This window comes from Pseudomonas sp. DWP3-1-2 (assembly GCF_049896285.1).
In the GTDB taxonomy this organism is placed as follows: Bacteria; Pseudomonadota; Gammaproteobacteria; order Pseudomonadales; family Pseudomonadaceae; genus Aquipseudomonas.
Window position 1 is genome coordinate 207608 of sequence record NZ_JAFCTZ010000007.1, and the last position, 21233, is coordinate 228840.

Below are 21233 nucleotides of genomic sequence, written 5' to 3' on the forward strand. Positions count from 1 at the left end.
GGCGGGCGGCAGCGCCAGCGCGATGCCGCCCCGGCCTTGTTAGAAGTGGGTAAAGGTCAGGCCGACTTTGTAAGTCGGGCCGTACTCTTCGTACTGCGCGTTGTAAGTGCCGCGCCCGGTCGAGACGAAGTAAGGTTCGTCGGTGAGGTTCTGGGCCTCGAAGCTGACTTGCAGGTTTTTGGTCAGCGAATAGCGCGCGCTGAAATCGACGAAGGTCTGGTCGTTGACGTATAGGTCATGAGCCTTGTCGTTGATGGCCGCCAGCTCGTAGAGGTAGTCGGACTTGTAGTTGGCCGACAGACGCAGACTGAGCTTCTCGTCTTCCCACCCGACCATCAGGTTGCCGACGGTATCGGATTGGCTGGGTAGACTGATGTCGCGTTTGCGTTGGGTGCCGGTGGTCTGATCGAAACCCGTGATGCTGGCGTCGGAGCGGCTGAATGTCGCGTTGGCGCCCATCAGCAGGCCGTTCCAGGGCGCTGGCAGCCAGTCGAATTTTTGCGAGTAGGCCAACTCCAGACCATACAGCTTGGCGCTGTCGCCATTGGCGTAGGTGTGCGCTTCGGAGAAATCCGTCCAACTGCCGGAACCGGCCAGGTCGGTGTTGTAAACGAAGTTCTTGATGTCCTTGTAGAACACGAATGCCGAGACGGTGCCGGCATGGCCCATGAAGTGCTCGATGCCCAGATCCAGGTTGCTCGACTCAAGGGGCTTGAGTTCCGGATCACCAAAGGTCGCTTCGTCCCCGTCGATGACAAACCCCGGCGCCAGTTGGCCGAAGGTCGGGCGCACCACGGATTTGGTCCAGGCGGCGCGGACCTGGGTATTTTTATCCAGTTGGTAGCGCGCATGCAGGCCCGGCAGCCAGTTGTGATAACTGCGCTTGGTGTCTGTGCTGGTAAAGGTGCCATCCGTTACGCCGGTGCCCTTGGCCTCAAGTTCGGTGCCCTCGTAGCGCATCCCGGCGATGAAGCGCCAGTCGTCGATGTCCACCGTGTTCATCAGGTAGCCAGCGTTGATGTCTTCGCTGATTTTGAAGTCGTTGACCGTGGACTCTTCCTCGTCATAGAAGTCCGCGCTATTGAGGCCACCGATCAGGTTCCTGATCGAGCTGCCGCTGATACCCGGCCCGTAATTGCCCAGGCGATAGTCCACCGTGCCTTGCTGGAAGCGAGTGAGGTTCAGTTGCTCATCGGTCAGCCCCAGCGCATCGAAATCCTCGTAGACCCACGCTTCCAGATCGTTGTCTTTGTTGCGACGGCTGACCTTGCCGCCGAACTTGAGCTGAGACGCGTAGCCGCTGAAGTCGTAGTCGCGGGCGAGGTCCAGGCGCAGGTTCTTTTCGGTATCCGTGGTTTTCTGTTTTTCCCACTCGACTTGATCAAGGGTGAAATTGGCAGGGTCATAGAAAGCCGAGCTGATGACAGGTCGTGGCTTGTCATTGTCGTAGTAGCCGGCGTCGGTAAAATCGCTGTTGCCGGAGAACGTGGCGTCGGCGATATGCCCGGGGCTGTCCTCGCTGGAGCGACTGTAGCCAGCCTGGCCGCTGAGCGTCCAAAGCCCGAACATGCGTTCGCCGCCCAACACGTAGGACTGAATTTCCTGGGTTTCCTCGCGCTGCTTCAAGTGGCGCGAACCTTCAGCATCGCCCAACTGCCCCGACGCTTGCGGGTCAGCAAATTCGATGTTGGCGGCGTTGCGGGTCTCGCTGTCTTTATAGGAGCTGTACAACGTGCGCAGGTAATAGCTGCTGGTGTCGTCCGGCTTGTAGTCGAAGTTCAGGCCTCCGCCAGCCCGTTCACGGCTGATGTCGTAGTCGCGCTGCTCGAATTCTTCGAGTTTGGCACCCTGATCGAAATCCCAGGCACCCCCGGTTTCGACGTTGTCGGAACCGAAATCACGCTTCTGCCAGCTCAGCGCTGCGGCGACACCGAAGTTGTCGATGCCGTCACCCAGGCTGAAGCGGTCACTGATGGCCCCGGAGAATTTGGGGCTGGTCTGACGGGTGTTCTTGTCGTAGCTGGCTTCGCTGCTGCCGGTGTAAAACAGGCCCTTATGGTCAAAGGCCGAGAGGCTCTTCACGTCGACGGTGCCGCCCAGGGAGTTGGCGTCCATGTCCGGGGTGAGGGTTTTGATCACGGACAGCGACTGCACCAGCTCCGACGGCAACACATCCAGCGCTACCGCGCGACGGTCGCTTTCCGGGGATGGCACCAGCGTGCCGTTGATGGTCACGCTGTTGAGGTCCGGACCCAGGCCTCGAACGCTGACGAAACGCCCTTCGCCCTGATCGCGCTCAACGCTGACACCGGGCAGGCGCTGTGCCGCTTCCGCCACGTTCTCATCGGGCAACTGGCCGACGCCGTCGGCGTGCACCACGCTTTTGATGCTGTCGGAGCTGCGCTGCTCCTTGAGTGCCTGATCGAGGCTGGCAGCCTGACCGACAACCTGAACGTGCTCGGTGTTGGCCGTGTCGTCGGCGGCGCTGAGTCGCTCGCTCACGATAGCCATGGTCAATGCGGTCAGCGTAAAGCCGACGATCCCTGCCGTACTGCGGCGCTGGTGATTGCTGCCCTGGTACATGATGGTCCTCCCCCCCAAACGCCAGGCAAGCGGCCCGGCAACTGGGAGGGCAAGCTAGGGGGAGGCAGTGACGGTTCTGTGACAGTTCCCGAGGGTAGGCGGCGTGATCGAAGCTTTTCGCCCGTTTTCAGGCCCCCACAGGACCAAAGTGAGCTGATATGACCTCCCCTTCAGAGGCTTTTACGCCTTGGGACGTTGCCATAGCCGGTATGGGCGGGGGCTTGCGGCGAATCAGCGGCAAAAAAATCGTGCGTGTCGGTGAGCTGATTCGACCTTTTTGGCCTTTTGTGCGCCGTCACTGGGCTGTCACAAACATCTGTTGAGCTGGCGCGCATTGCCTTCACACCATAAGGATTGCCACCCATGGGCGCCGCGTTCAAATTTCATCGCTGGAAAATGGGCGTTTTGCTGGTGGCCGCGAATCTGGGATTACTCCTGCATCTGGCCTTTGGCGAAATCAAGCCGGTCAGTGAATTGGTGTGGCTGGACATCATCGGCGAAGGCGGAACCGCCCTGCTGGTGCTGGTGTGGCTGGGCCTGGTGCTCAAGAGCCGACCGGGGGGCAGCGTCACCAACTATCTGGTGTTGGGCCTGAGCTGCATTTTCTTCTCCTGGTGGATCGACAGCCTTGACGAGTTCATCCGCCTGCCAGAGACCATCACCTGGGATCACTGGCTGGAATCCGGGCCGATGCCCATCGGCATGATCCTGCTGACCCTTGGCATCTACCATTGGCACCGTGAACAATTGGCGATCAGCGCGCAGATGGAGAAGCGTGAGCTGTTGTTTCGTGAGCATCGGCTGTTCGACAAGCTCACCCCCTTGGGCGGCGCTGATTATCTGAAGCGGCAACTGGACGCGACCCTGATGGAAAGCCAGAACCAACAGCAGCCGCTGTCGCTGCTGGCCCTGGATCTGGACGGTTTTGCAGCCATCAATCAGGGGTATGGGCATGCCGAAGGCGACGCTGTGTTGCAAGCCGTCAGCCATTTGCTGTTGCTCAATTTGCGCCGGCAAGACCTGCTCTGCCGTCTGGCAGGCGACCGTTTTGTGGTGCTGCTGCCCAACACCGGTGAAAGCCAGGCCCGTTTGATTGCGCTGGAGTTGCAGGAAGCGGTACACAGCCTGGCCCACAAAACGCGGCAACACGGCGAGCGGGTTCAGCTCTCGGCCAGCACGGCGGTGGTCATGGCCATGAACGAGTCGCCGGAGGCCCTTCTGAAACGGCTCAACCTTGGGCTTGCTCGCAGCAAACAGACGCTGACGAACGTCGCCTGAGGCCCGCTCATGACCCTGAAAACCCGTTGGTACGAAACCGACAGCCGCTTCATTCCTGGTCATTATCAACCGGCGTCGTTGATTGATCTGGCCTTGTCCCGGGATATCGACAGTCATCGTCTGTTACGCGGCACCGGTCTGTTTCATGAGGATATTCTGGCCGGCCAGACCCGCCTGAGCCCGCAGCAGTTTCTCGCCCTGATCGGCAACAGCCGACGCTTGCTGGACGCCGATGACAGCAGCTTTCTGTTCGGTCAGCGTCTGCTGCCCGGCCATTACGGTGCCGCCAGCCACGCCCTGCGGCACGCGCAAAATCTGCATCAGGCGCTCGACACGCTGGTGCAACAGCAAGCCCTGCTCTGCCCGCTGGTGTCGCCACGACTGCTGATGGATGACAAGCACGCGTACGTCTATTGGCTGAACAGTTGTGGCGCGGGTGAGCAATGGCGGTTTTTGCTGGAGGCCAGCATGACCTCGCTGGTTTCCATGAGCCGATGGCTGAGCGGCGAGCGTTTGCCTTGGGAATGCAGCTTCAGCCATGCCGAGCCACGTTATGTCGAGCAGTACTGGGTGCATCTGGGTGAGCAGACCGAATTCCAGCGACCCGTGGACATGATGCGTATCCCCCGCCGCTTTCTCGCCGCGCCGTGGCCTGACGCATCGGCCACGGCCGGTCAGGTTGCACGGCAGGAAGCGCAAGGCCAGATCAGCCAACTCGGGTTTGAGGCCAGCTTTCTGGACTGCGTCTACCGCTACCTGCAAACGCACATCCGCCAGGCGCCGAGCCTGGAGCGGCTGGCTCAGCATTTCGCCATGAGCCCGGCAACCCTCAAACGAAAACTGCAAAAGCACGACACGGGTTTTCAACAGCAAGTTGATCTGGTGCGCAAGCACATGGCGCTTTATCTCTATCAGTTCAGAGGTTTCAGCAGCGAAGAAGTGGCGGAATACCTGAGCTTCAACGACGCTGCAAACTTTCGCCGATCGTTCAAACGCTGGACCGGAAGCACGCCCAGACTGATCCGGCGGTTGTTTGATGCCGGATGAGCCGGGGCCGTAAGCCGTCCGCGTCGTCTCTATTGATCGGTATACCGCTGCGGTTCGGTCGCGCTGGGGTCAATGCGTTTTTCCATCTCCGCCACAAAGTCGTTCAGTGGCATCAGCGGCGCATCGGCTATCCCCGGGTACTGAACCTGATAGGGTGGCGCATTGGATAGGCTGCGTAACTGATCCAGGCTCTGCGCAACATAGGCCAGGCTCACAAAGTGCTCGCCTGTGTGGTCGTTCACCCACCGTTCGAACAGAATTGTGCCGCCCGGTGCGGCGTCGTTCTCGGGGTATTCGGCGATTTTCCAGTCAAAACCCAAGAGCGTGCGCAGTTGCGCGATATTGCTGTCGTGGCCCACGTAGGCCAGCCATTTAGCGCCGGGCGGGCTATCTGCGCCGGCGGGTTGCAGGGCCAGGAGGATTTGCTCAAGCAATTGCGACGCCCCCCGTTGGGCAATGTAAGGCACATGATTGCTCAGCGCGTATTTGCCTGAACGCAAGGCCATCAGGCGCGACACGTCCGCTGCGGTGCGACCCTCGCCAAAGGCTACCTGATCCAGTGGCAAGCCTTCGGCGTATTGCATGCGGATGGTCTCGCTCATGGACGCGCCCACACTCAAGGGCCCGGCGAGTTTGACCGTGCTGCCCTTGTGCTTGAGCGCCCAAGGCTGCTCGCTCAAGGCGCAGTTCTTTTTCCCGCACGGTGTCGGTACGCCGACCAGCCGCTGCATGGCCAATAGCGGTGCGGCGTAGCGTTGCCGAGCCGCGCCGACGCTACCGCCCATGGCTTGCAATATGGCTGCTTCGGCACGGGCCGGATCCAGCGGTGCGAGGCCGTTTTCGCTGCCGTGGAACAGCCGGTCTTCGCTTTCGCGGGTATGGTGCACGGCCACGCTGCAACCGGGGAACATCCCTTCCATCAACGCAGCGCTGGTGGCCTGGGTGCGCGCCACCGGGCTGGACCAGACGAATGTCTCCTCGGGTTGCGGGCACTGTCCGGCCTTGAACAGGCCGAGTTCATCCAGTGTGTGGCGCTGCCACTGACCCAGCAGTACGGTGGCGGCGCGGCCATGGGCAGTGAGCTGGCCGTCGCGGATGCCAAAGTCCGGCCAGGTTTTCGCCGACCAGCCTTGCAGTTCGGCGGTGTCGGTGGCCGGGCGGATGCCGTGGCGCATCACCAGCACCACCTTGTCCAGGCGCAGGCCGGTGGTGTCCAGAGAGGCCGCCTGCAAGGGCAAGACCACGCACAAGCCCAGCAACAGGCTCAAACCGTGCAGCAAAGTCGATTTCATCATCAAGGGCCTAGAAGTCATAACGTGTATTGAGGCTAAGGGTCCGGGGCGAGCCCGGTTGCAGGTAGTTTTCCTGGTAGTAGGTCCAGTATTTCTTGTTGGCCAGGTTGGTGACGTTGGCGCCTAAGGTCAGCGCGTGGCCACCGGCGAGGTGCAGGCGATACCCGGTTCCGGCGTCGAACAGGTTATAGGCTGGCAGCGTATGCACGTTGCCCGAATCCACGGCCATTTCGCCGATGCGTTGCGCTCCGGTATGCAGGAATAGCCCCGGTACCACGGGTAACCGATAGGTGATCTGGGTCGCCGCCTGATAATGGGCGGCACCGGCAGCGCGATTGCCATCTACGTCGTCACCGGCGTCGCGGTACTCCGAATCCAGGGACATGACACTGCCTTCCAGTGTCAGGTCCGGCGTGGGATCGACACTGGCGTTCAGCTCCAGGCCCTGGTAGCGGATAGTGCCGCTTTGCACGTAGACGTTGGCCGCGTTGGTGTACTCGGCACCGCGATCGATGCGGAAGGCCGCCGCAGTGGCGCTCCAGTTGCGCTGCTGGGCTTTCACCCCGACTTCGTATTGCTTGCTGCGCAGGGGGCCTTGGGTCTGGTCGGCGTTGGCAGCCGTGCTCGGTGCGGTGCCGCCGCTTTCCAGCGATTCGACGTAGCTGGCGTACATCGTCACGTCCTGAGTCGGCTTGTACATCAGCGCCACGGTCGGGGTAGCAGGACGAGCCTTGTAGTTCGTTGCGTCAGAGGTGGCAGAGTCGTGGGTTTCTTCGCGGAAGGTTTCGTTGCGCAGGCCCGCCAACAACGACCAGTGCTCCCCCAGACCGATGGTATCGCTGGCAAACACAGCGCTTTCGTTGATCTTGTCGTCGCCGTAGGTGCCGCCGCTGTAGTCGATGTTGTACACCGAGAAAATCGTCGGGTTGTACACAATGCCTTTGCCCACTGTGGTTTTGGGCGTGTTCACCGACTTGTCAGAGTTGAGTTCGGAGTAGCTGCTGCCCAGTACCACGTCATGGCTGAACCAGCCAGTGTCGAACTTACCCTCCAGGGTGCCCATGACGTCGTTGTAGTCGTAAGCATGGTATTCGGAGCTGACCTTATCGGAGTAGGCACCCAGGTCGCTGGAGATCTGATATTGGTCTTTGGCGTAGCGGCGTGTTGAATCGCTGTAGCGGTAGGCCAGCTTGCCCTGCCAGTCAGGTGAGAATTTATAGGTCGCGCTCAACGTCGACAGGCTGTAGTCGACGTCGGTGTAGGACCCGTTGCTGAACAGGCGCTTGCTGCCGTCGATAGGCTTGGGCAAGGCGTATTTGGTGTTGACGATAATGTCGGTGCCGCCGCTGGTCTTGCGCTGCTGGTACAGGGTGTCGAAGTCGATGCTCAGGTCATCGCTGAGCTGCGCATTCAGGGCCAGGCCCACCGCCGTGCGGTTGACTTTGGCACCCCCGGAAGCGGCATCTCCCTCTTCATGCACCACGTTGAACCGGTAGCCAAATCGTTTGTCGTCGAGACGTCCGCCGGTGTCCAGGTGTTCCTTATAAAGGTTGTCGGACTGGTAGCCGGCGTCGACGCTCAAGGTGGTCTTGTCAGTGGGCCGCTTGGTCACGTAGTTGACGATCCCGCCGGGGCTACCGAAGCCGTACATGAACCCCGACAAGCCCTTGAGCACCTCGACCCGATCGAACATCTCCAAGGGCATTTCCACGCCCCGATTGATGTTTGCCATACCGTCGACCTTGTAGCCGTTCAAGTCATCCAGCGGCAGGCCGCGCACCGCCAGGGTGGCCGGGTGCGTACCGTAGCTGGAGCTGATGGACGTCACCGAGGCATCGTACTTCACCGCTTCGGACAAAATACCCGCCTGACGCGCCTGGATTTCCTCGCTGCTGACACTCTTGAGCGAGAACGGCGTGTCAATCACCGCGTGGCTGCCCAGGGCGCCGCTGGACGCCTTCTGATGCAGGGCTGGCTTGCGCTTGGTGGCCTTCACGGTGACCTGGGGCAAGGTGTTCAGCACGCTGTCGTCTATAGCCGGCGGCGCGTCGGCGGCAAAGGATTGCAGACCCATGGACAACGCGGCAAAACCGAGGCCGGCTCGAACGTACAACGGGGATTTGCGAAACATGACTGCACCTTCAAAACGGCCGTTCAAGGCCCTGTTGGTTTTTTGTGGCGTGCACTTCCCCCAGGCCGACTGCAACACCCATCGAGCGCAATCAACGAGGGGGCGGCGCAGTGGGTTAAGGGGTCGCTGTCTGAGTCACGAAACCGATTTTGTCGAGTCCACCGGACTGCGCCGCGGCCATCACCTGCACCACCTTTTCATAGGGTGTGTTGCGCTCGGCACGTAGGTGCAGTTCGGGCGCTGGCTGGCGAGCCGCGGCCTCGGCGATCAATGCCGGAAGCTCGCTGTCGGTGATGTCACGGTCATCCCAGTGCAGGTGACCGTTGTTGTCCAGCGCCAGGTCCACGGCGGCCGGCGGTTTAATGTCATGCGCCGCTGCGGCCTTGGGCAGGTCAATTTTTACCGCGTGTTGAATAGCGGGCACGGTAATGATGAAGATCACCAGCAGCACCAGCATCACATCCACCAACGGCGTGGTGTTGATCTCGGGGTTGAAGCTGTCTTCGTCCAGGTCGTCGCTATCCAGCAGTCCACCGGCCATCAGATGTACTCCGCCTGGGCGTTGAAGGTGCTGCGAGCCGATACCGCACCGTGCGGCGTGGCGCGGGCGCCGATCACCAGCAGGTCGTGCAACTCGAAGGCGAACTTACCCAGCTCGGCAAGTGTTTGCTTGTTGCTGCGCACCAGCAGGTTGTAGCCCAGGGTGGCCGGGATGGCCACGGCCAGGCCCAGGGCCGTCATGATCAGGGTTTCACCCACCGGCCCGGCGACCTTGTCGATGCTTGCGTCACCGGTCAGGCCGATCTTCATCAACGCGTGGTAGATGCCCCACACGGTGCCCAGCAAACCGACAAATGGGGCGCTGGAACCCACGGTGGCCAGGATTGCCATGCCACTTTGCAATTGCCCGCCCGCCGTAAGAAGGGCCTGGCGCAGGGCACGGGTCAGCCATTCGCTGAAGGCTGGCGGGTTCATGTCGCTGTCAAGCGCTTCACGGTGTTGGCGCGCGGCACTGACGCCGGCATGAGTGAGTTCGGCGTAGGCACTGTGGCGACCCAGTTGCTGCATGTGCTGCATGCCGTCCTTGAGCGTCGGCGCACTCCAGAACGCCGAGAGCAATCTGGGCGAGCGCAGGCGAAGAAGCGCCAGGCGCACCAGCTTCTCAATCATGACGTACCAGGAGGCAATCGACATCGCCAGCAGTATCAACGCCACGCCACGGGTGACAACGTCGGCCTGCTGCCACAAAACATTCAGTCCCAGTGATCCGGTTTCCATCTGCTTTTCCTTTCTTTGAAGTGAGCGCCGCCCTGAGCGAGAGGCCCTTCGAATAAAAACGGGTTAACGCCTGGCGGGTGTTAACTGTCGAGCTGAAACCTGAGCGGTACGATTACGTAAACCGACACAGCATGGCCGTCTTCCAGATACGGTTTGAACAGTGCGCCGCGCGCCGCCGTCCTGCCGGCCTCGTCGAGGTTGCCGAAACCTGACGAGCGCACCACGTCCACCGCGCCGGGCTTGCCGTGTTCGTCCACCAGCACACGCAAGACCACCGTGCCCTCATGGCCTTCTTCGCGGGCGCTATCGGGGTATTCCGGTTGCGGTTCACGCAGGTATTCGACGCCACGGGTGATGGTCTTGGGTTGGGGCGGCGGCGCTGGCATGGCTGCCACGACCGGTGCGGCGGCCGGAGCGCTGATAGCCGTACTGCTTGGCTTGTCTGGCGTGGCGACCGTCGCCAGGGAATGTTGCGCGATCTTCGGCTTTGCCACCGGTTTGGTTCGGGCCACGGGGGGAACGGCCGCTACCGGTGGAGGCGTGACTGTGGCAACCGGCGGTGGCGGCGTGGGCGCGGTGCTGACCTCCGGTGCAGGGGCGGGCGCAGGCGCAGGGGCCGGCTCATTGATCACCGACGCGTAGATCGTGCGTGTCACCGGTGTAACGGGCTTCGCGACGGATGGCCAATTTAGCCCGGTTAACACCATGGCGTGCAACGCCACTACCAGCGCGACCACCCCACCACGTCGCAACAGGCGAGTGGCGCTGCCTGCAGGCAATGCCTGAAGGAGCGTGGGCGTCGAGGTTGCATACATGGTCACTCTCCTCCTCTGACTGGAAGCCAGGGCTGCGGCGAACGCTCGTGAGCAACGGGCAAATCTGCCACAACACAATTAGTTACAAAATGTTTCGGAGAGGACAATGGATGCGAAAGATGACGCATGAATGACACACAACAAATCTTCATAAATGGAGAAACAGACGGTGGTCATTTCTTGAAAATGGTAAGCCTGCAGGCTTCTGGAAAATTCTCACGCGCCATCTTCTTTAAGGGCCGCGCCAGCGAGAGCGTCCAGATGTGGAGGTGTCTTGAGCGTTTTTTTTGCAGGTGACAGCAGAGGCTGAACGTCACCTGAATAATCACCAAGCCGGTATGAAGTTCAGCCATGCACGTCTTACACTCTTGCCCATTCTGTCCCGACCTTTGGAATCTCGATGACTGCAAAGCCTGCGCCCAGCATCCTGGACACCGTCGAAGGTCAGCGGCTGACTGGCCTTGATGCCGAGCGATGGCGCGAGTGGGGGCCTTATCTCAGTGAGCGCCAGTGGGGAACGGTCCGTGAGGACTACAGCGCCGATGGCGATGCATGGAATTACTTTCCTCACGACCATGCGCGCAGCCGGGCGTATCGCTGGGGCGAAGACGGGCTCGCCGGATTCTCGGACAAGTCCCAGCATTGGTGCCTGGGGCTCGGGTTGTGGAACGAGCAGGACCCCATCCTGAAAGAGCGATTGTTCGGGCTGAACAATGCCGAGGGCAATCATGGCGAAGACGTCAAAGAGCTGTATTTCTACGTCGACGGTGTTCCAAGTCATGCCTACATGCGCATGCTTTATAAATATCCGCACGTTGCGTTTCCCTATGACCAACTCGTCAGCGAGAACGCGCAACGAGGGCTGGGCGACCCTGAATACGAAATCCTCGACACCGGCGTGTTCAATGAGGGCTATTTCGATGTAACGGTGGAGTACGCCAAGTACGAAGTCGACGACATTTTCATGCGCATCACTGTGCATAACCGCTGCGAACATTCCGCCAGGCTCCATGTGCTGCCGCATCTCTGGGCCCGCAACACCTGGCGCTGGACGGAGGACGCTGCGATTCCTTCATTGCGTCTGCAGGATCAACAGGTTGTGGCGCAGCATCATGAACAGGGCACCAAAGTGGTGAGCGCGTGGAGTGAGCACGCGGGGTTTGAGTGGCTGTTCTGCAACAACGAAACCAACACGCTCAGGCTGGGAGGGCCACCGACCGACGGCCCGTTCAAGGACGGGATCAACGATTTTCTGGTCGCTGGCGATGACCAGGCTGTTGTGCGTGATGCAGGCACCCGCGCCGCCGCGCACTTTGTGCTGTCCCTCGAAGGGCACGCCAGCCAGGTCGTTTACCTGCGTTTGTGCCCCGCTGACGCGCCGACGGTGGATGCCGAGGCGCTGTTTACAGAGCGCAGAGCCCAGGCCGATGAGTTCTACGCCGCCCTGCAACATGAACTGGCCGATGCCGATGCCCGGGATGTTCAGCGTCAGGCCCTGGCGGGATTGCTGTGGTCGAAGCAGCTCTACTACTTCGATGTGAACAGCTGGCTCAACGGCGACCCGACACAGCCGCCGCCCTCCCCCGAGCGCGTCAACGTGCGCAACAAGCATTGGCGGCACCTCACCAATTTCGACATCCTGTGCATGCCGGACAAGTGGGAATACCCGTGGTACGCCTCCTGGGATCAGGCGTTTCAAGCCGTGGCTTACGCATTGATTGACGTCGGGTTTGCCAAGCAGCAATTGTTGATGCTGGTTCAAGACCGTTTCATGCACCCGAACGGGCAGTTGCCTGCTTATGAATGGCGCTTCGACGATGCTAATCCGCCCGTGCATGCCTGGGCGACCTGGCGCGTCTACACGATGGAGCAGGCCCTCAAAGGCGAGGGTGATGTGGGTTTCCTGGAGCGCATTTTCCACAAGCTGCTGCTGAATTTCTCCTGGTGGGTCAATCGCAAGGACGCCGAAGGCCGTAACCTGTTCCAGGGCGGTTTTCTCGGGCTCGATAACATCGCCCTGTTCGACCGCTCCGCCGAACCGCCGCCGGGTTATCAGCTGGATCAGGCCGATGGCACCGCGTGGATCGCCGCTTACGCCCTCGACCTGATGCGTATAGCCCTGGAGTTGGCCAAGCGCAACGCCGCGTATGTGGACATTTCGGTCAAGTTTTTCGAGCACTTTCTGTACATCGCGGGCGCCATCAACTCTGTGGACGACGACGCCGAAGGTCTTTGGGACGAACAGGACGGGTTCTTCTACGACATGCTGCGTTGCCCGAATGGAGAACGGCAGCCGGTACGCTTTCGCTCCATCGTGGGCTTGATGCCCTTATTTGCCGTGCAGGTGCTGGAGCAGCGTGAGCATGAAGGTTTGCCAGGGTTGCGTGAGCGTCTGCTGTCTTTTCTGAAACACCGCCCGGACCTCGCCATGCTGGTTTCGCGCTGGACGGAGCCCGGCAAAGGCAATCGTCTGCTGCTGGCCTTGCTCAGAGGTCAGCGGACCAAGGACTTGCTCAAGCGGATGCTGGATGAGGCTGAGTTCCTGTCCGGGTTCGGCATTCGTTCCGTGTCTAAAACCTATGCGGACAACCCGTTCAAGATGCGCATGAACGGTGACTCGCTGTGTGCCGACTACCAACCCGCCGAGTCCCCGTCGCGGCTATTTGGCGGGAATTCCAATTGGCGCGGTCCCTTGTGGATGCCGGTCAATTACATGTTGATTGAGTCGCTTCGGGAGTTTCATCGCTACTACGGTGAGAACTTCTCCATCGAGTTTCCGACGCATTCGGGGTATCTGGCTTCCCTTGATGACGTGGCCGACGAACTGAGCGTGCGGCTGACCCGCTTGTTTCTCAAGGGTGAGGACGGCAATAGACCCTCTATGGCGGGTTACCCCCAACTGCAAGCCGATCCGCACAGCCGGGATCTGGTGCTGTTCCACGAATACTTCCATGGCGAAACCGGCCGGGGTTTGGGTGCCTCGCATCAGACCGGATGGAGCGCATTGGTTGCGCTTCTCCTGCAGCCGCAGAACCGCCGCTCATAAGCTCGCTCAAGACGCCTCCGTGGTCACAAAAAAACCGACTTCAGTGAACTCGGTTTTTGGTGTTCATAAAAACTTATGCACGTTTTTGGTTCATTAATGAGCGTTTGAAATAAGTAATTAAATTAATGGCTTAGCGTCGTTTTCTACAGCTTTTCCAAAAACGGTGCACAGGTTATCCACAAAATCACACGGCAGCCTGTTCACTGCTCGGCGCTGGTGCAACCACTGAACCCATGGCTGCCTGAGTCGCTTCATTCCAGGCTTGGACGCGATCATTCAACGCCGCAATGGCGCGTGGCCCCGTGCCCTCGGCGTACATGGGCGCGCCGATGACCACCTGGATCGTGCCGGGCTTTTTCGCCCAGCCTTCCTTTGGCCAATACTTGCCCGCGTTGTGCGCAATCGGCAGCACGGGCAGATCGGCGTTCACCGCCAAGGCAGTGCCGCCTCGGGAAAACTTGCCGACCTGACCGAACGGCACGCGGGTGCCCTCAGGGAAGATCAGCACCCAGACGCCATCCTTGAGTAGCTCATGACCCTTCTTCGCGATTTCCTTCAGCGCCGCCTTGGGGTTCTCACGATCAATGGCGATAGGTCGCAGCATTGCCATGGCCCAGCCAAAGAAAGGCACATACAGCAATTCACGCTTGAGCACCTGGCTCAATGGCTGAAAATGCGCGGACAGAAAGAAGGTTTCCCAAGTGCTCTGATGGTTTGAAATGATCACACAGGGCGTCGCCGGGACGTTTTCCTGGCCGATCACTTCGACCCGGATGTTGAGAAAAACCCGCGTGAGCCACAGCGCGCAACGGCACCAGTACACGTTGATGAAACGATAGCGAGCACGAAACGGCAGGAACGGCGCGATAAAGAAACTCAAGGTGCACCACAGCAGCGAACTGGTGCCCAGCAGCAGGTAAAAGAAAAAGGTTCTGATTGCCTGCAGGATCGACATAACTACTTTTACCGTACGGGACTGGTTCCCGCCCAATGAAGCGTACCGCTAGTGGTGCTGCGGACCGCTCTTGTGGATAAGTTCTGCGGCAACTGCCGCCAGATCGTCAAAAATCAAAGTGCCCATGGGCAGTGAACCTGCCATGGTCTTGCTGCCCTTGCCGGTCTTGACCAGAACCGGTTGAGAGTCGACGGCCAGCGCCGCCTGAAGGTCACCCTTGCTGTCGCCTATAAACCAGATGCCGGTCAGGTCCACCCCGTAATGATGGGCGATGGTCTGCAACATGCCGGGCCTGGGCTTGCGGCAATCGCAGCCTTCGTCCGGGCCATGTGGACAATAAACGATCAGACCGACTTCACCGCCCTGCCCGGCCACCAGTTCGCGCAAGCGCGTATGCATGGCCTCAAGCGTTGCGATGTCGTAATAGCCCCGGGCAATGCCGGACTGGTTGGTGGCCACCGCCACCGTCCAGCCGGCCTTGCTCAGTTGGGCTATCGCTTCGATCGAGCCGGGGATCGGAATCCATTCCTGCACCGACTTTATGTAATCGTCGGAGTCCTGGTTAATGACTCCGTCCCGATCAAGGATCAACAGCTTCACGGTTCGCCCCTTAGCGATCAGCCCAGCAGCGAAATGTCCGCGACACCCAGGAACAGGCCACGCAGACGCGCCAGCAGCGCATAACGGTTGGCCCGCACGTTGGCATCCTCGGCGTTGACCATCACCGCCTCGAAGAACGCATCGACCGGCTCGCGCAAGGCAGCCAGACGCGCCAGGGTTTCGCTGTACTGACGCGCGGCCGCCATGGGCGCCACGGCCTGATCCGCTTGCTGGATCGCGGAGTACAAGGAGAACTCGTGGGCGTTGTCGAAGTACTTGGGTTCAACGGTCTGGGCAATCTTGCCTTCGGCCTTGCCCAGCAGATTCGATACGCGCTTGTTGACCGAGGCCAGTGCTGCGGCTTCAGGTAACGTGCGGAACGCCTGAACGGCCTGGACGCGCTGATCGAAATCCAGTGCCGAACCCGGCTGCAGGGCACGAACGGACAGGTAAACCGCCACCTCGACGCCTTCGTCCTCGTAACGGGCACGCAGACGGTCGAAGATAAATTCCAGCACCTGTTCAGGAAGCCCGGCAGGCTTGATCTTGGCGCCGAACTGATTCACCGCAAACTTCACGGTTTCGATCAGGTCCAGATCCAGTTGTTTTTCGATCAGGATGCGCAGGATGCCCAACGCGGCACGACGCAGTGCATACGGGTCTTTGCTGCCGGTGGGCAACATGCCGATACCGAAGATACCCACCAGCGTGTCCAGCTTGTCAGCGATGGCAACCGCTGCGCCGGTCAAGGTGGTCGGCAGTTCCGCACCCGCGCCACGGGGCATGTACTGCTCGTTCAGCGCCAGTGCCACATCTTCCGGCTCGCCATCGGCCTTGGCGTAGTAATAACCGGCAACACCCTGCATTTCAGGGAATTCACCGACCATTTCCGTCGCCAGATCGCACTTGGAGAGCAGACCGGCGCGTGCAGCGCGTTGTGCGTCGCCGCCAATGCGCGGGGCAATGAACGCCGCCAGCTTGGAGACGCGCTCGGCCTTGTCGAAAACGCTGCCCAACTGAGCCTGGAACACGACGTTCTGCAGGCGCTGGTTAAACGTTTCGAGCTTCTGCTTCTTGTCCTGCTTGAAGAAGAACTCGGCGTCGGTCAGGCGTGGGCGAACGACTTTCTCGTTACCCTGGACGATCTGCGACGGGTCCTTGCTTTCGATGTTCGCCACGGTAATAAAGCGCGGCAGCAATTTACCGTCGGCATCCAGCAGGCAGAAATACTTCTGGTTGTCCTGCATGGTGGTGATCAAGGCTTCCTGCGGCACTTCCAGGAAGCGCTCTTCGAAAGAACACACCAGCGGCACCGGCCACTCCACCAGGGAAGCGACTTCGTCCAGCAGGCTTGGCGGCACGATGGCGGTGCCTTCGTGCTGGGTGGCCAGTTGTTCGACGCGCTTGGTGATGATCAGGCGACGTTCTTCAAAGTCGGCCAGCACATAAGCGGCCCGCAGGTCGCTCACGTAGCTGGCTGGCGAAGTGATGCGCACGCTTTGCGGGTGATGGAAACGGTGACCGCGGGACTCACGGCCGGACGTCTGGGCCAGGATCGTGCAATCAATGACCTGATCGCCAAACAGCATGACCAGCCATTGGGTCGGACGCACGAACTCTTCCTTGCGAGCCCCCCAGCGCATGCGCTTGGGAATCGGCAGGTCGTTCAACGAGTCTTCAACGATGGTCGGCAGCAGGCTCGCCGTTGCCTTGCCCGCAATGGTCTGGCTGTAGCGCAGCTTCGGGCCGCTCTGATCGATTTCACTCAGGTCCACGCCGCACTTCTTGGCGAAACCCAGTGCCGCCTGGGTCGGATTGCCGTCGGCATCGAACGCGGCCTGGCGTGGCGGGCCATCCAGATTGACACTGCGATCCGGTTGCTGGGTCGACAGGTCGGTAATCAGCACGGCCAGACGACGCGGCGCGCCGAACACCTGCTTGGCGCTGTAGGTCAGGCCCGCAGCCTGCAAACCTTTTTCGATACCGGCCAGAAAGGCATCGGCCAATGTGTTGAGCGCTTTTGGCGGCAGCTCTTCGGTGCCCAGTTCAACCAGGAAATCTTGAGCACTCATTGTTGCGCCTCCAGCTTAGCCAACACTTCATCACGTAAATCAGGCGGTGCCATCGGGAAACCCAGCTTGGCGCGGGCCATCAGATAAGCCTGGGCCACCGAACGGGCCAGCGTGCGCACACGCAGAATGTATTGCTGACGTGCGGTGACGGAAATTGCCCGACGTGCATCCAGCAGGTTGAAGGTGTGCGACGCCTTCAGAACCATTTCATAGCTTGGCAGCGGCAACGGTTGATCCAGTTCGATCAGACGCTTGGCTTCGCTTTCGTAGAAATCGAACAGTTCGAACAGCTTGTCGACGTTGGCGTGCTCGAAGTTGTAGGTCGATTGCTCCACTTCGTTCTGGTGGAACACATCGCCGTAAGTCACGCGACCGAATGGACCGTCAGCCCAGACCAGGTCATAGACCGAGTCGACGTTCTGCAGGTACATGGCCAGACGTTCCAGGCCGTACGTGATTTCGCCGGTCACCGGGTAGCATTCGATGCCGCCCGCTTGCTGGAAGTACGTGAACTGCGAGACTTCCATGCCGTTGAGCCAGATTTCCCAGCCCAGACCCCAGGCGCCCAGGGTCGGCGACTCCCAGTTGTCTTCGACAAAACGCACGTCGTGGACCAGCGGGTCCAGGCCGACATGCTTGAGCGAACCCAGGTACAACTCCTGGAAGTTGTCCGGGTTCGGCTTGAGAACCACCTGGAACTGATAGTAATGCTGCAGGCGGTTAGGGTTTTCGCCGTAACGGCCATCTGTAGGACGGCGGCTTGGCTGTACGTAGGCTGCGTTCCAGGTTTCCGGGCCTACGGCGCGCAGAAACGTGGCAGTGTGGAAAGTGCCGGCGCCTACTTCCATATCGTAGGGCTGAAGTACCACACAACCTTGCTCGGCCCAGTATTGCTGGAGGGCGAGGATCAAGTCTTGGAAGGTACGCACGGCTGGCGTAGGCTGGCTCACAAAATTCACCTGTACTGGGGCTGCGATTTAAAGAGCGGGAGTATACCCGATTCGGCCGCGCCTCCACCCTTGGGAGCCCTATGGCACGCTGCTTTTGGTGCAACGATGACCCTGTTTACATCGATTATCACGATCTGGAGTGGGGCGTACCGCTGCGCGATGCGCAGAAGCTCTTCGAGTTGCTTTTGCTCGAAGGGTTCCAGGCGGGCCTTTCCTGGATCACCGTTCTGAAGAAACGCCCGCGCTATCGGGAGGTGATGTTCGGGTTTGATGTGCATCGAATTGCGGCCATGACCGACGACGAAATCGAAACGCTGATGCTGGAACCCGGCATCATTCGCAACCGTCTCAAACTGAACGCCGCGCGCCGCAACGCCAGAGCCTGGCTGGCTCTGGACAATCCGGTGGCGTTTCTCTGGTCCTTTGTGGGCGGCCAGCAAAAGGTCAACCACTTCAAGGATCGCAGCGAAGTGCCCGCCATCACGCCAGAGGCCGAAGCCATGAGCAAGGCCCTGAAAAAAGCCGGCTTCACGTTCGTGGGCCCGACCATTTGTTACGCGTACATGCAGTCCAGCGGCATGGTCATGGATCACACCGTTGATTGTGATCGCTACGCGGATTTGGTGCGCTGACGGTTACAATGGCCGCCTTGAGTTTTAGGGAGTGACCTGTGGAAAAGTTTAAAGGCGCGCTGATGGTCGGCGCATTGCGACTGTTTGCCCTGCTGCCATGGCGCGTCGTGCAATGGGTCGGCACCGGTATTGGCTGGCTGATGTGGAAACTGCCCAATCGCTCCCGTGAAGTGGCGCGGATCAATCTGGCCAAGTGTTTCCCTGAAATGGACGCCGTCGAGCGCGAGCGACTGGTCGGGCAGAGTTTGATGAGCATCGGCAAGACCTTGACCGAAAGCGCCTGCGCCTGGATCTGGCCCGCCCAGAAATCCATCGATCTGGTGCGCGAGGTCGAAGGGCTGGACGTGCTCAAGGAGGCGCTGGCGTCCGGCAAGGGCGTCGTCGGTATCACCAGCCACCTGGGCAACTGGGAAGTGCTCAACCACTTCTATTGCAGCCAGTGCAAACCGATCATTTTCTACCGGCCACCGAAGCTCAAGGCCGTGGACGATCTGCTGCGCAAACAGCGCGTGCAACTGGGCAACCGGGTGGCGGCGTCCACCAAGGAAGGCATTCTCAGTGTCATCAAGGAAGTGCGCAAAGGCGGCTCCGTGGGCATCCCGGCTGATCCTGAGCCTGCGGAATCGGCAGGTATCTTTGTGCCGTTCTTCGCCACCATGGCGCTGACCAGCAAATTCGTCCCCAACATGCTGGCGGGCGGCAAAGCGGTCGGCGTGTTCCTGCATGCCATGCGCCTGCCGGATGGCTCGGGCTACAAAGTGGTGCTGGAAGCCGCGCCCGAAGCGATGTACAGCACCGACGCCGAAACCTCGGCCGCCGCCATGAGCAAAGTCGTCGAGAAATACGTGCGGGCGTATCCGAGCCAGTACATGTGGACGATGAAGCGCTTCAAGAAACGTCCGGCCGGGGAACAGCGCTGGTATTGAAAGAGGGGTCAGTTGCATTGGATCTGTTGGAGCGAGGCTTGCCCGCGAAGAACGGTAACGCGGTGCGCCTGACATACCGAGGCGACTGATTCGCGGGCAAGTTGGATCGCCGCCCGCCCGCCCGCTCCAACAACTGTGGGACGTTTTAAAAGAAACTCAACCCCACCTGAAACAGCCGCTCCACATCGCGGATGTATTTTTTATCCACAAGAAACAGGATCACATGGTCGCCGGTGGCGATCACGGTGGCGTCGTGGGCGATGATGACTTCGTCAGCGCGGATGATGGCGCCGATGGTGGTGCCCGACGGTAGCGCAATGTCCTTGATGGCTCTGCCGATCACCTTGCTGGATTTGGCATCGCCATGGGCCACGGCCTCGATGGCTTCAGCCGCACCCCGGCGCAGGGAGTGAACGCTGACGATGTCGCCTCGGCGCACGTGGGTCAGCAAGGTGCCGATGGTCGCCAGTTGCGGGCTTACCGCGATATCGATTTCCCCGCCTTGCACCAGGTCCACGTAAGCCGGGTTGTTGATGATGGTCATCACCTTGCGCGCGCCCATGCGCTTGGCCAGCAACGACGACATGATGTTGGCTTCGTCATCGTTGGTCAGCGCCAGGAACAGGTCGGTGTTGGCGATGTTCTCTTCCATCAACAGGTCGCGGTCCGAGGCGCTGCCTTGCAGGACCACGGTGCTGTCGAGGGTTTCGGACAGGTAGCGGCAGCGCGCCGGGTTCACTTCGATGATCTTGACCTGATAACGGCTTTCGATGGCCTCGGCCAGCCGCTCACCGATGTGGCCGCCGCCCGCAATGACGATGCGTTTGTAGTTGTCGTCCAGACGGCGCATTTCGCTCATGACTGCCCGGATATCGGCCTTGGCAGCAATGAAAAACACTTCGTCGTCAGCTTCGATGACCGTATCGCCCTGGGGCAGAATCGGCCGGTCACGCCGGAAGATCGCCGCCACGCGCATATCGACGTTGGGCATGTGTTCGCGCAATTGACGCAATTGCTGACCCACCAGCGGCCCGCCGTAATACGCCTTCACGGCCACCAGTTGTGCCTTGCCGCCCGCGAAGTCGATGACTTGCAGGGAGCCCGGATATTCAATCAGGCGCTTGATGTAGTTGGTGACCACCTGCTCGGGGCTGATCAACACATCGACGGGGATGGCGTCGTTGTCGAACAGACCGGCACGGGTCAGGTAAGCCGCTTCCCGCACCCGGGCGATTTTGGTCGGGGTGTGGAACAGCGTGTAGGCGACCTGGCAGGCGACCATGTTGGTTTCGTCGCTGCTGGTGACGGCCACCAGCATGTCGGCGTCTTCGGCCCCGGCCTGGCGCAGCACGGTGGGGAACGAGCCTCGGCCCTGCACGGTGCGGATGTCCAGGCGGTCGCCCAGGTCACGCAACCGATCGCCGTCGGTGTCGACCACCGTGATGTCATTGGCTTCACCGGCCAGATGTTCCGCCAGCGTTCCGCCGACTTGTCCTGCGCCGAGGATGATAATTTTCAATCAATTGCTCCTTGAGACGGCGAGTGGGGCTGGCTTGAGCCGGGAAGGGGCCGGTGCATTCGATACATCTGCCACGCCACTGGCGCCGCCTTCCCGGCTAAAGCCGGTC

The 21233-nt window shown here is 60.4% G+C and carries 17 protein-coding genes; 5 read left to right on the forward strand and 12 right to left on the reverse strand.

Annotation, left to right across the window (positions count from 1 at the left end; all coding sequences use genetic code 11):
* Positions 1-39 precede the first annotated feature (39 nt).
* On the reverse strand, positions 40-2583 hold the full coding sequence (locus ACP7B0_RS16920; protein ID WP_426142587.1) for a TonB-dependent receptor: 2544 nt from the start codon (positions 2581-2583) through the stop codon (positions 40-42).
* A gap of 363 nt (positions 2584-2946) precedes the next feature.
* Here ACP7B0_RS16920 and ACP7B0_RS16925 point away from each other — a divergent pair, with 363 nt between their 5' ends.
* Positions 2947-3861 (forward strand): GGDEF domain-containing protein, encoded by a 915-nt coding sequence (locus tag ACP7B0_RS16925; protein ID WP_426142588.1) that lies wholly within the window; start codon positions 2947-2949, stop codon positions 3859-3861.
* 9 nt (positions 3862-3870) lie between these two features.
* Positions 3871-4908: an AraC family transcriptional regulator ligand-binding domain-containing protein gene (locus ACP7B0_RS16930; RefSeq protein ID WP_426142589.1), complete on the forward strand. Its 1038-nt coding sequence runs from the start codon at positions 3871-3873 to the stop codon at positions 4906-4908.
* Between the two features lie 29 nt (positions 4909-4937).
* On the opposite strand, the gene ACP7B0_RS16935 is transcribed toward ACP7B0_RS16930, so the two are convergent.
* From ACP7B0_RS16935 to ACP7B0_RS16960, 6 genes are all read right to left on the reverse strand, one after another.
* Positions 4938-6203, reverse strand: a complete 1266-nt coding sequence (locus tag ACP7B0_RS16935) for a histidine-type phosphatase (protein ID WP_426142590.1) — start codon at positions 6201-6203, stop codon at positions 4938-4940.
* A 7-nt stretch (positions 6204-6210) separates the two neighbouring features.
* A complete protein-coding gene (locus tag ACP7B0_RS16940) occupies positions 6211-8331 on the reverse strand; it encodes a TonB-dependent receptor (protein WP_426142591.1) in 2121 nt (706 codons plus the stop codon).
* A 115-nt stretch (positions 8332-8446) separates the two neighbouring features.
* Positions 8447-8872 carry an ExbD/TolR family protein gene (locus tag ACP7B0_RS16945; RefSeq protein ID WP_426142592.1) on the reverse strand — a complete coding sequence of 142 codons (426 nt, stop codon included), beginning with the start codon at positions 8870-8872 and terminating at the stop codon, positions 8447-8449.
* Positions 8872-9609, reverse strand: a complete 738-nt coding sequence (locus ACP7B0_RS16950; RefSeq protein WP_426142593.1) for a MotA/TolQ/ExbB proton channel family protein — start codon at positions 9607-9609, stop codon at positions 8872-8874. Before ACP7B0_RS16950 ends, ACP7B0_RS16945 begins: the two co-directional genes overlap by 1 nt.
* Positions 9610-9689: 80 nt before the next feature.
* Positions 9690-10424, reverse strand: a complete 735-nt coding sequence (locus tag ACP7B0_RS16955; protein ID WP_426142594.1) for an energy transducer TonB — start codon at positions 10422-10424, stop codon at positions 9690-9692.
* Positions 10425-10597: 173 nt separating this feature from the next.
* Complete coding sequence (locus ACP7B0_RS16960) at positions 10598-10777, reverse strand: hypothetical protein (protein WP_426142595.1); 180 nt, start codon at positions 10775-10777, stop codon at positions 10598-10600.
* A 47-nt stretch (positions 10778-10824) separates the two neighbouring features.
* On the opposite strand from ACP7B0_RS16960, the gene ACP7B0_RS16965 reads away from it, so the two are divergent.
* Entirely contained in the window at positions 10825-13470 is a 2646-nt protein-coding gene (locus tag ACP7B0_RS16965) for an MGH1-like glycoside hydrolase domain-containing protein (RefSeq protein ID WP_426142596.1), read from the forward strand.
* A gap of 184 nt (positions 13471-13654) precedes the next feature.
* Here the strand turns inward: ACP7B0_RS16965 and ACP7B0_RS16970 are convergent, their stop codons facing one another.
* From ACP7B0_RS16970 to glyQ, 4 genes are read right to left on the reverse strand one after another with little or no spacing between them, the layout of a single operon-like run.
* Complete coding sequence (locus tag ACP7B0_RS16970) at positions 13655-14425, reverse strand: lysophospholipid acyltransferase family protein (RefSeq protein WP_426142597.1); 771 nt, start codon at positions 14423-14425, stop codon at positions 13655-13657.
* Positions 14426-14473: 48 nt separating this feature from the next.
* A complete protein-coding gene (gene gmhB, locus ACP7B0_RS16975; RefSeq protein ID WP_426142598.1) occupies positions 14474-15025 on the reverse strand; it encodes a D-glycero-beta-D-manno-heptose 1,7-bisphosphate 7-phosphatase in 552 nt (183 codons plus the stop codon).
* A 17-nt stretch (positions 15026-15042) separates the two neighbouring features.
* Complete coding sequence (glyS, locus tag ACP7B0_RS16980) at positions 15043-17097, reverse strand: glycine--tRNA ligase subunit beta (protein ID WP_426142599.1); 2055 nt, start codon at positions 17095-17097, stop codon at positions 15043-15045.
* A complete protein-coding gene (gene glyQ, locus ACP7B0_RS16985) occupies positions 17094-18047 on the reverse strand; it encodes a glycine--tRNA ligase subunit alpha (RefSeq protein WP_020292021.1) in 954 nt (317 codons plus the stop codon). Before glyQ ends, glyS begins: the two co-directional genes overlap by 4 nt.
* An 80-nt stretch (positions 18048-18127) precedes the next feature.
* On the opposite strand from glyQ, the gene ACP7B0_RS16990 reads away from it, so the two are divergent.
* Positions 18128-18679, forward strand: a complete 552-nt coding sequence (locus ACP7B0_RS16990; protein ID WP_426142601.1) for a DNA-3-methyladenine glycosylase I — start codon at positions 18128-18130, stop codon at positions 18677-18679.
* A gap of 38 nt (positions 18680-18717) precedes the next feature.
* Positions 18718-19605, forward strand: coding sequence for a lysophospholipid acyltransferase (locus ACP7B0_RS16995; RefSeq protein WP_426142602.1), 888 nt, complete (start codon positions 18718-18720; stop codon positions 19603-19605).
* Positions 19606-19750: 145 nt separating this feature from the next.
* Here ACP7B0_RS16995 and trkA read toward each other — a convergent pair whose 3' ends face one another.
* Positions 19751-21124: a Trk system potassium transporter TrkA gene (trkA, locus tag ACP7B0_RS17000; protein ID WP_426142603.1), complete on the reverse strand. Its 1374-nt coding sequence runs from the start codon at positions 21122-21124 to the stop codon at positions 19751-19753.
* Between the last annotated feature and the right edge of the window lie 109 nt (positions 21125-21233).

Coding starts and splice junctions, on each gene's coding strand:
- ACP7B0_RS16960 (WP_426142595.1), bottom strand. CDS start 10,777: ATGGCTGAACTTCATACCGGCTTGGTGATTATTCAGGTGACGTTCAGC.
- ACP7B0_RS16965 (WP_426142596.1), top strand. CDS start 10,825: ATGACTGCAAAGCCTGCGCCCAGCATCCTGGACACCGTCGAAGGTCAG.
- glyS (WP_426142599.1), bottom strand. CDS start 17,097: ATGAGTGCTCAAGATTTCCTGGTTGAACTGGGCACCGAAGAGCTGCCG.
- ACP7B0_RS16930 (WP_426142589.1), top strand. CDS start 3,871: ATGACCCTGAAAACCCGTTGGTACGAAACCGACAGCCGCTTCATTCCT.
- ACP7B0_RS16955 (WP_426142594.1), bottom strand. CDS start 10,424: ATGTATGCAACCTCGACGCCCACGCTCCTTCAGGCATTGCCTGCAGGC.
- ACP7B0_RS16970 (WP_426142597.1), bottom strand. CDS start 14,425: ATGTCGATCCTGCAGGCAATCAGAACCTTTTTCTTTTACCTGCTGCTG.
- ACP7B0_RS16950 (WP_426142593.1), bottom strand. CDS start 9,609: ATGGAAACCGGATCACTGGGACTGAATGTTTTGTGGCAGCAGGCCGAC.
- ACP7B0_RS16935 (WP_426142590.1), bottom strand. CDS start 6,203: ATGATGAAATCGACTTTGCTGCACGGTTTGAGCCTGTTGCTGGGCTTG.
- ACP7B0_RS16925 (WP_426142588.1), top strand. CDS start 2,947: ATGGGCGCCGCGTTCAAATTTCATCGCTGGAAAATGGGCGTTTTGCTG.
- ACP7B0_RS16990 (WP_426142601.1), top strand. CDS start 18,128: ATGGCACGCTGCTTTTGGTGCAACGATGACCCTGTTTACATCGATTAT.
- ACP7B0_RS16940 (WP_426142591.1), bottom strand. CDS start 8,331: ATGTTTCGCAAATCCCCGTTGTACGTTCGAGCCGGCCTCGGTTTTGCC.
- ACP7B0_RS16945 (WP_426142592.1), bottom strand. CDS start 8,872: ATGGCCGGTGGACTGCTGGATAGCGACGACCTGGACGAAGACAGCTTC.
- ACP7B0_RS16920 (WP_426142587.1), bottom strand. CDS start 2,583: ATGTACCAGGGCAGCAATCACCAGCGCCGCAGTACGGCAGGGATCGTC.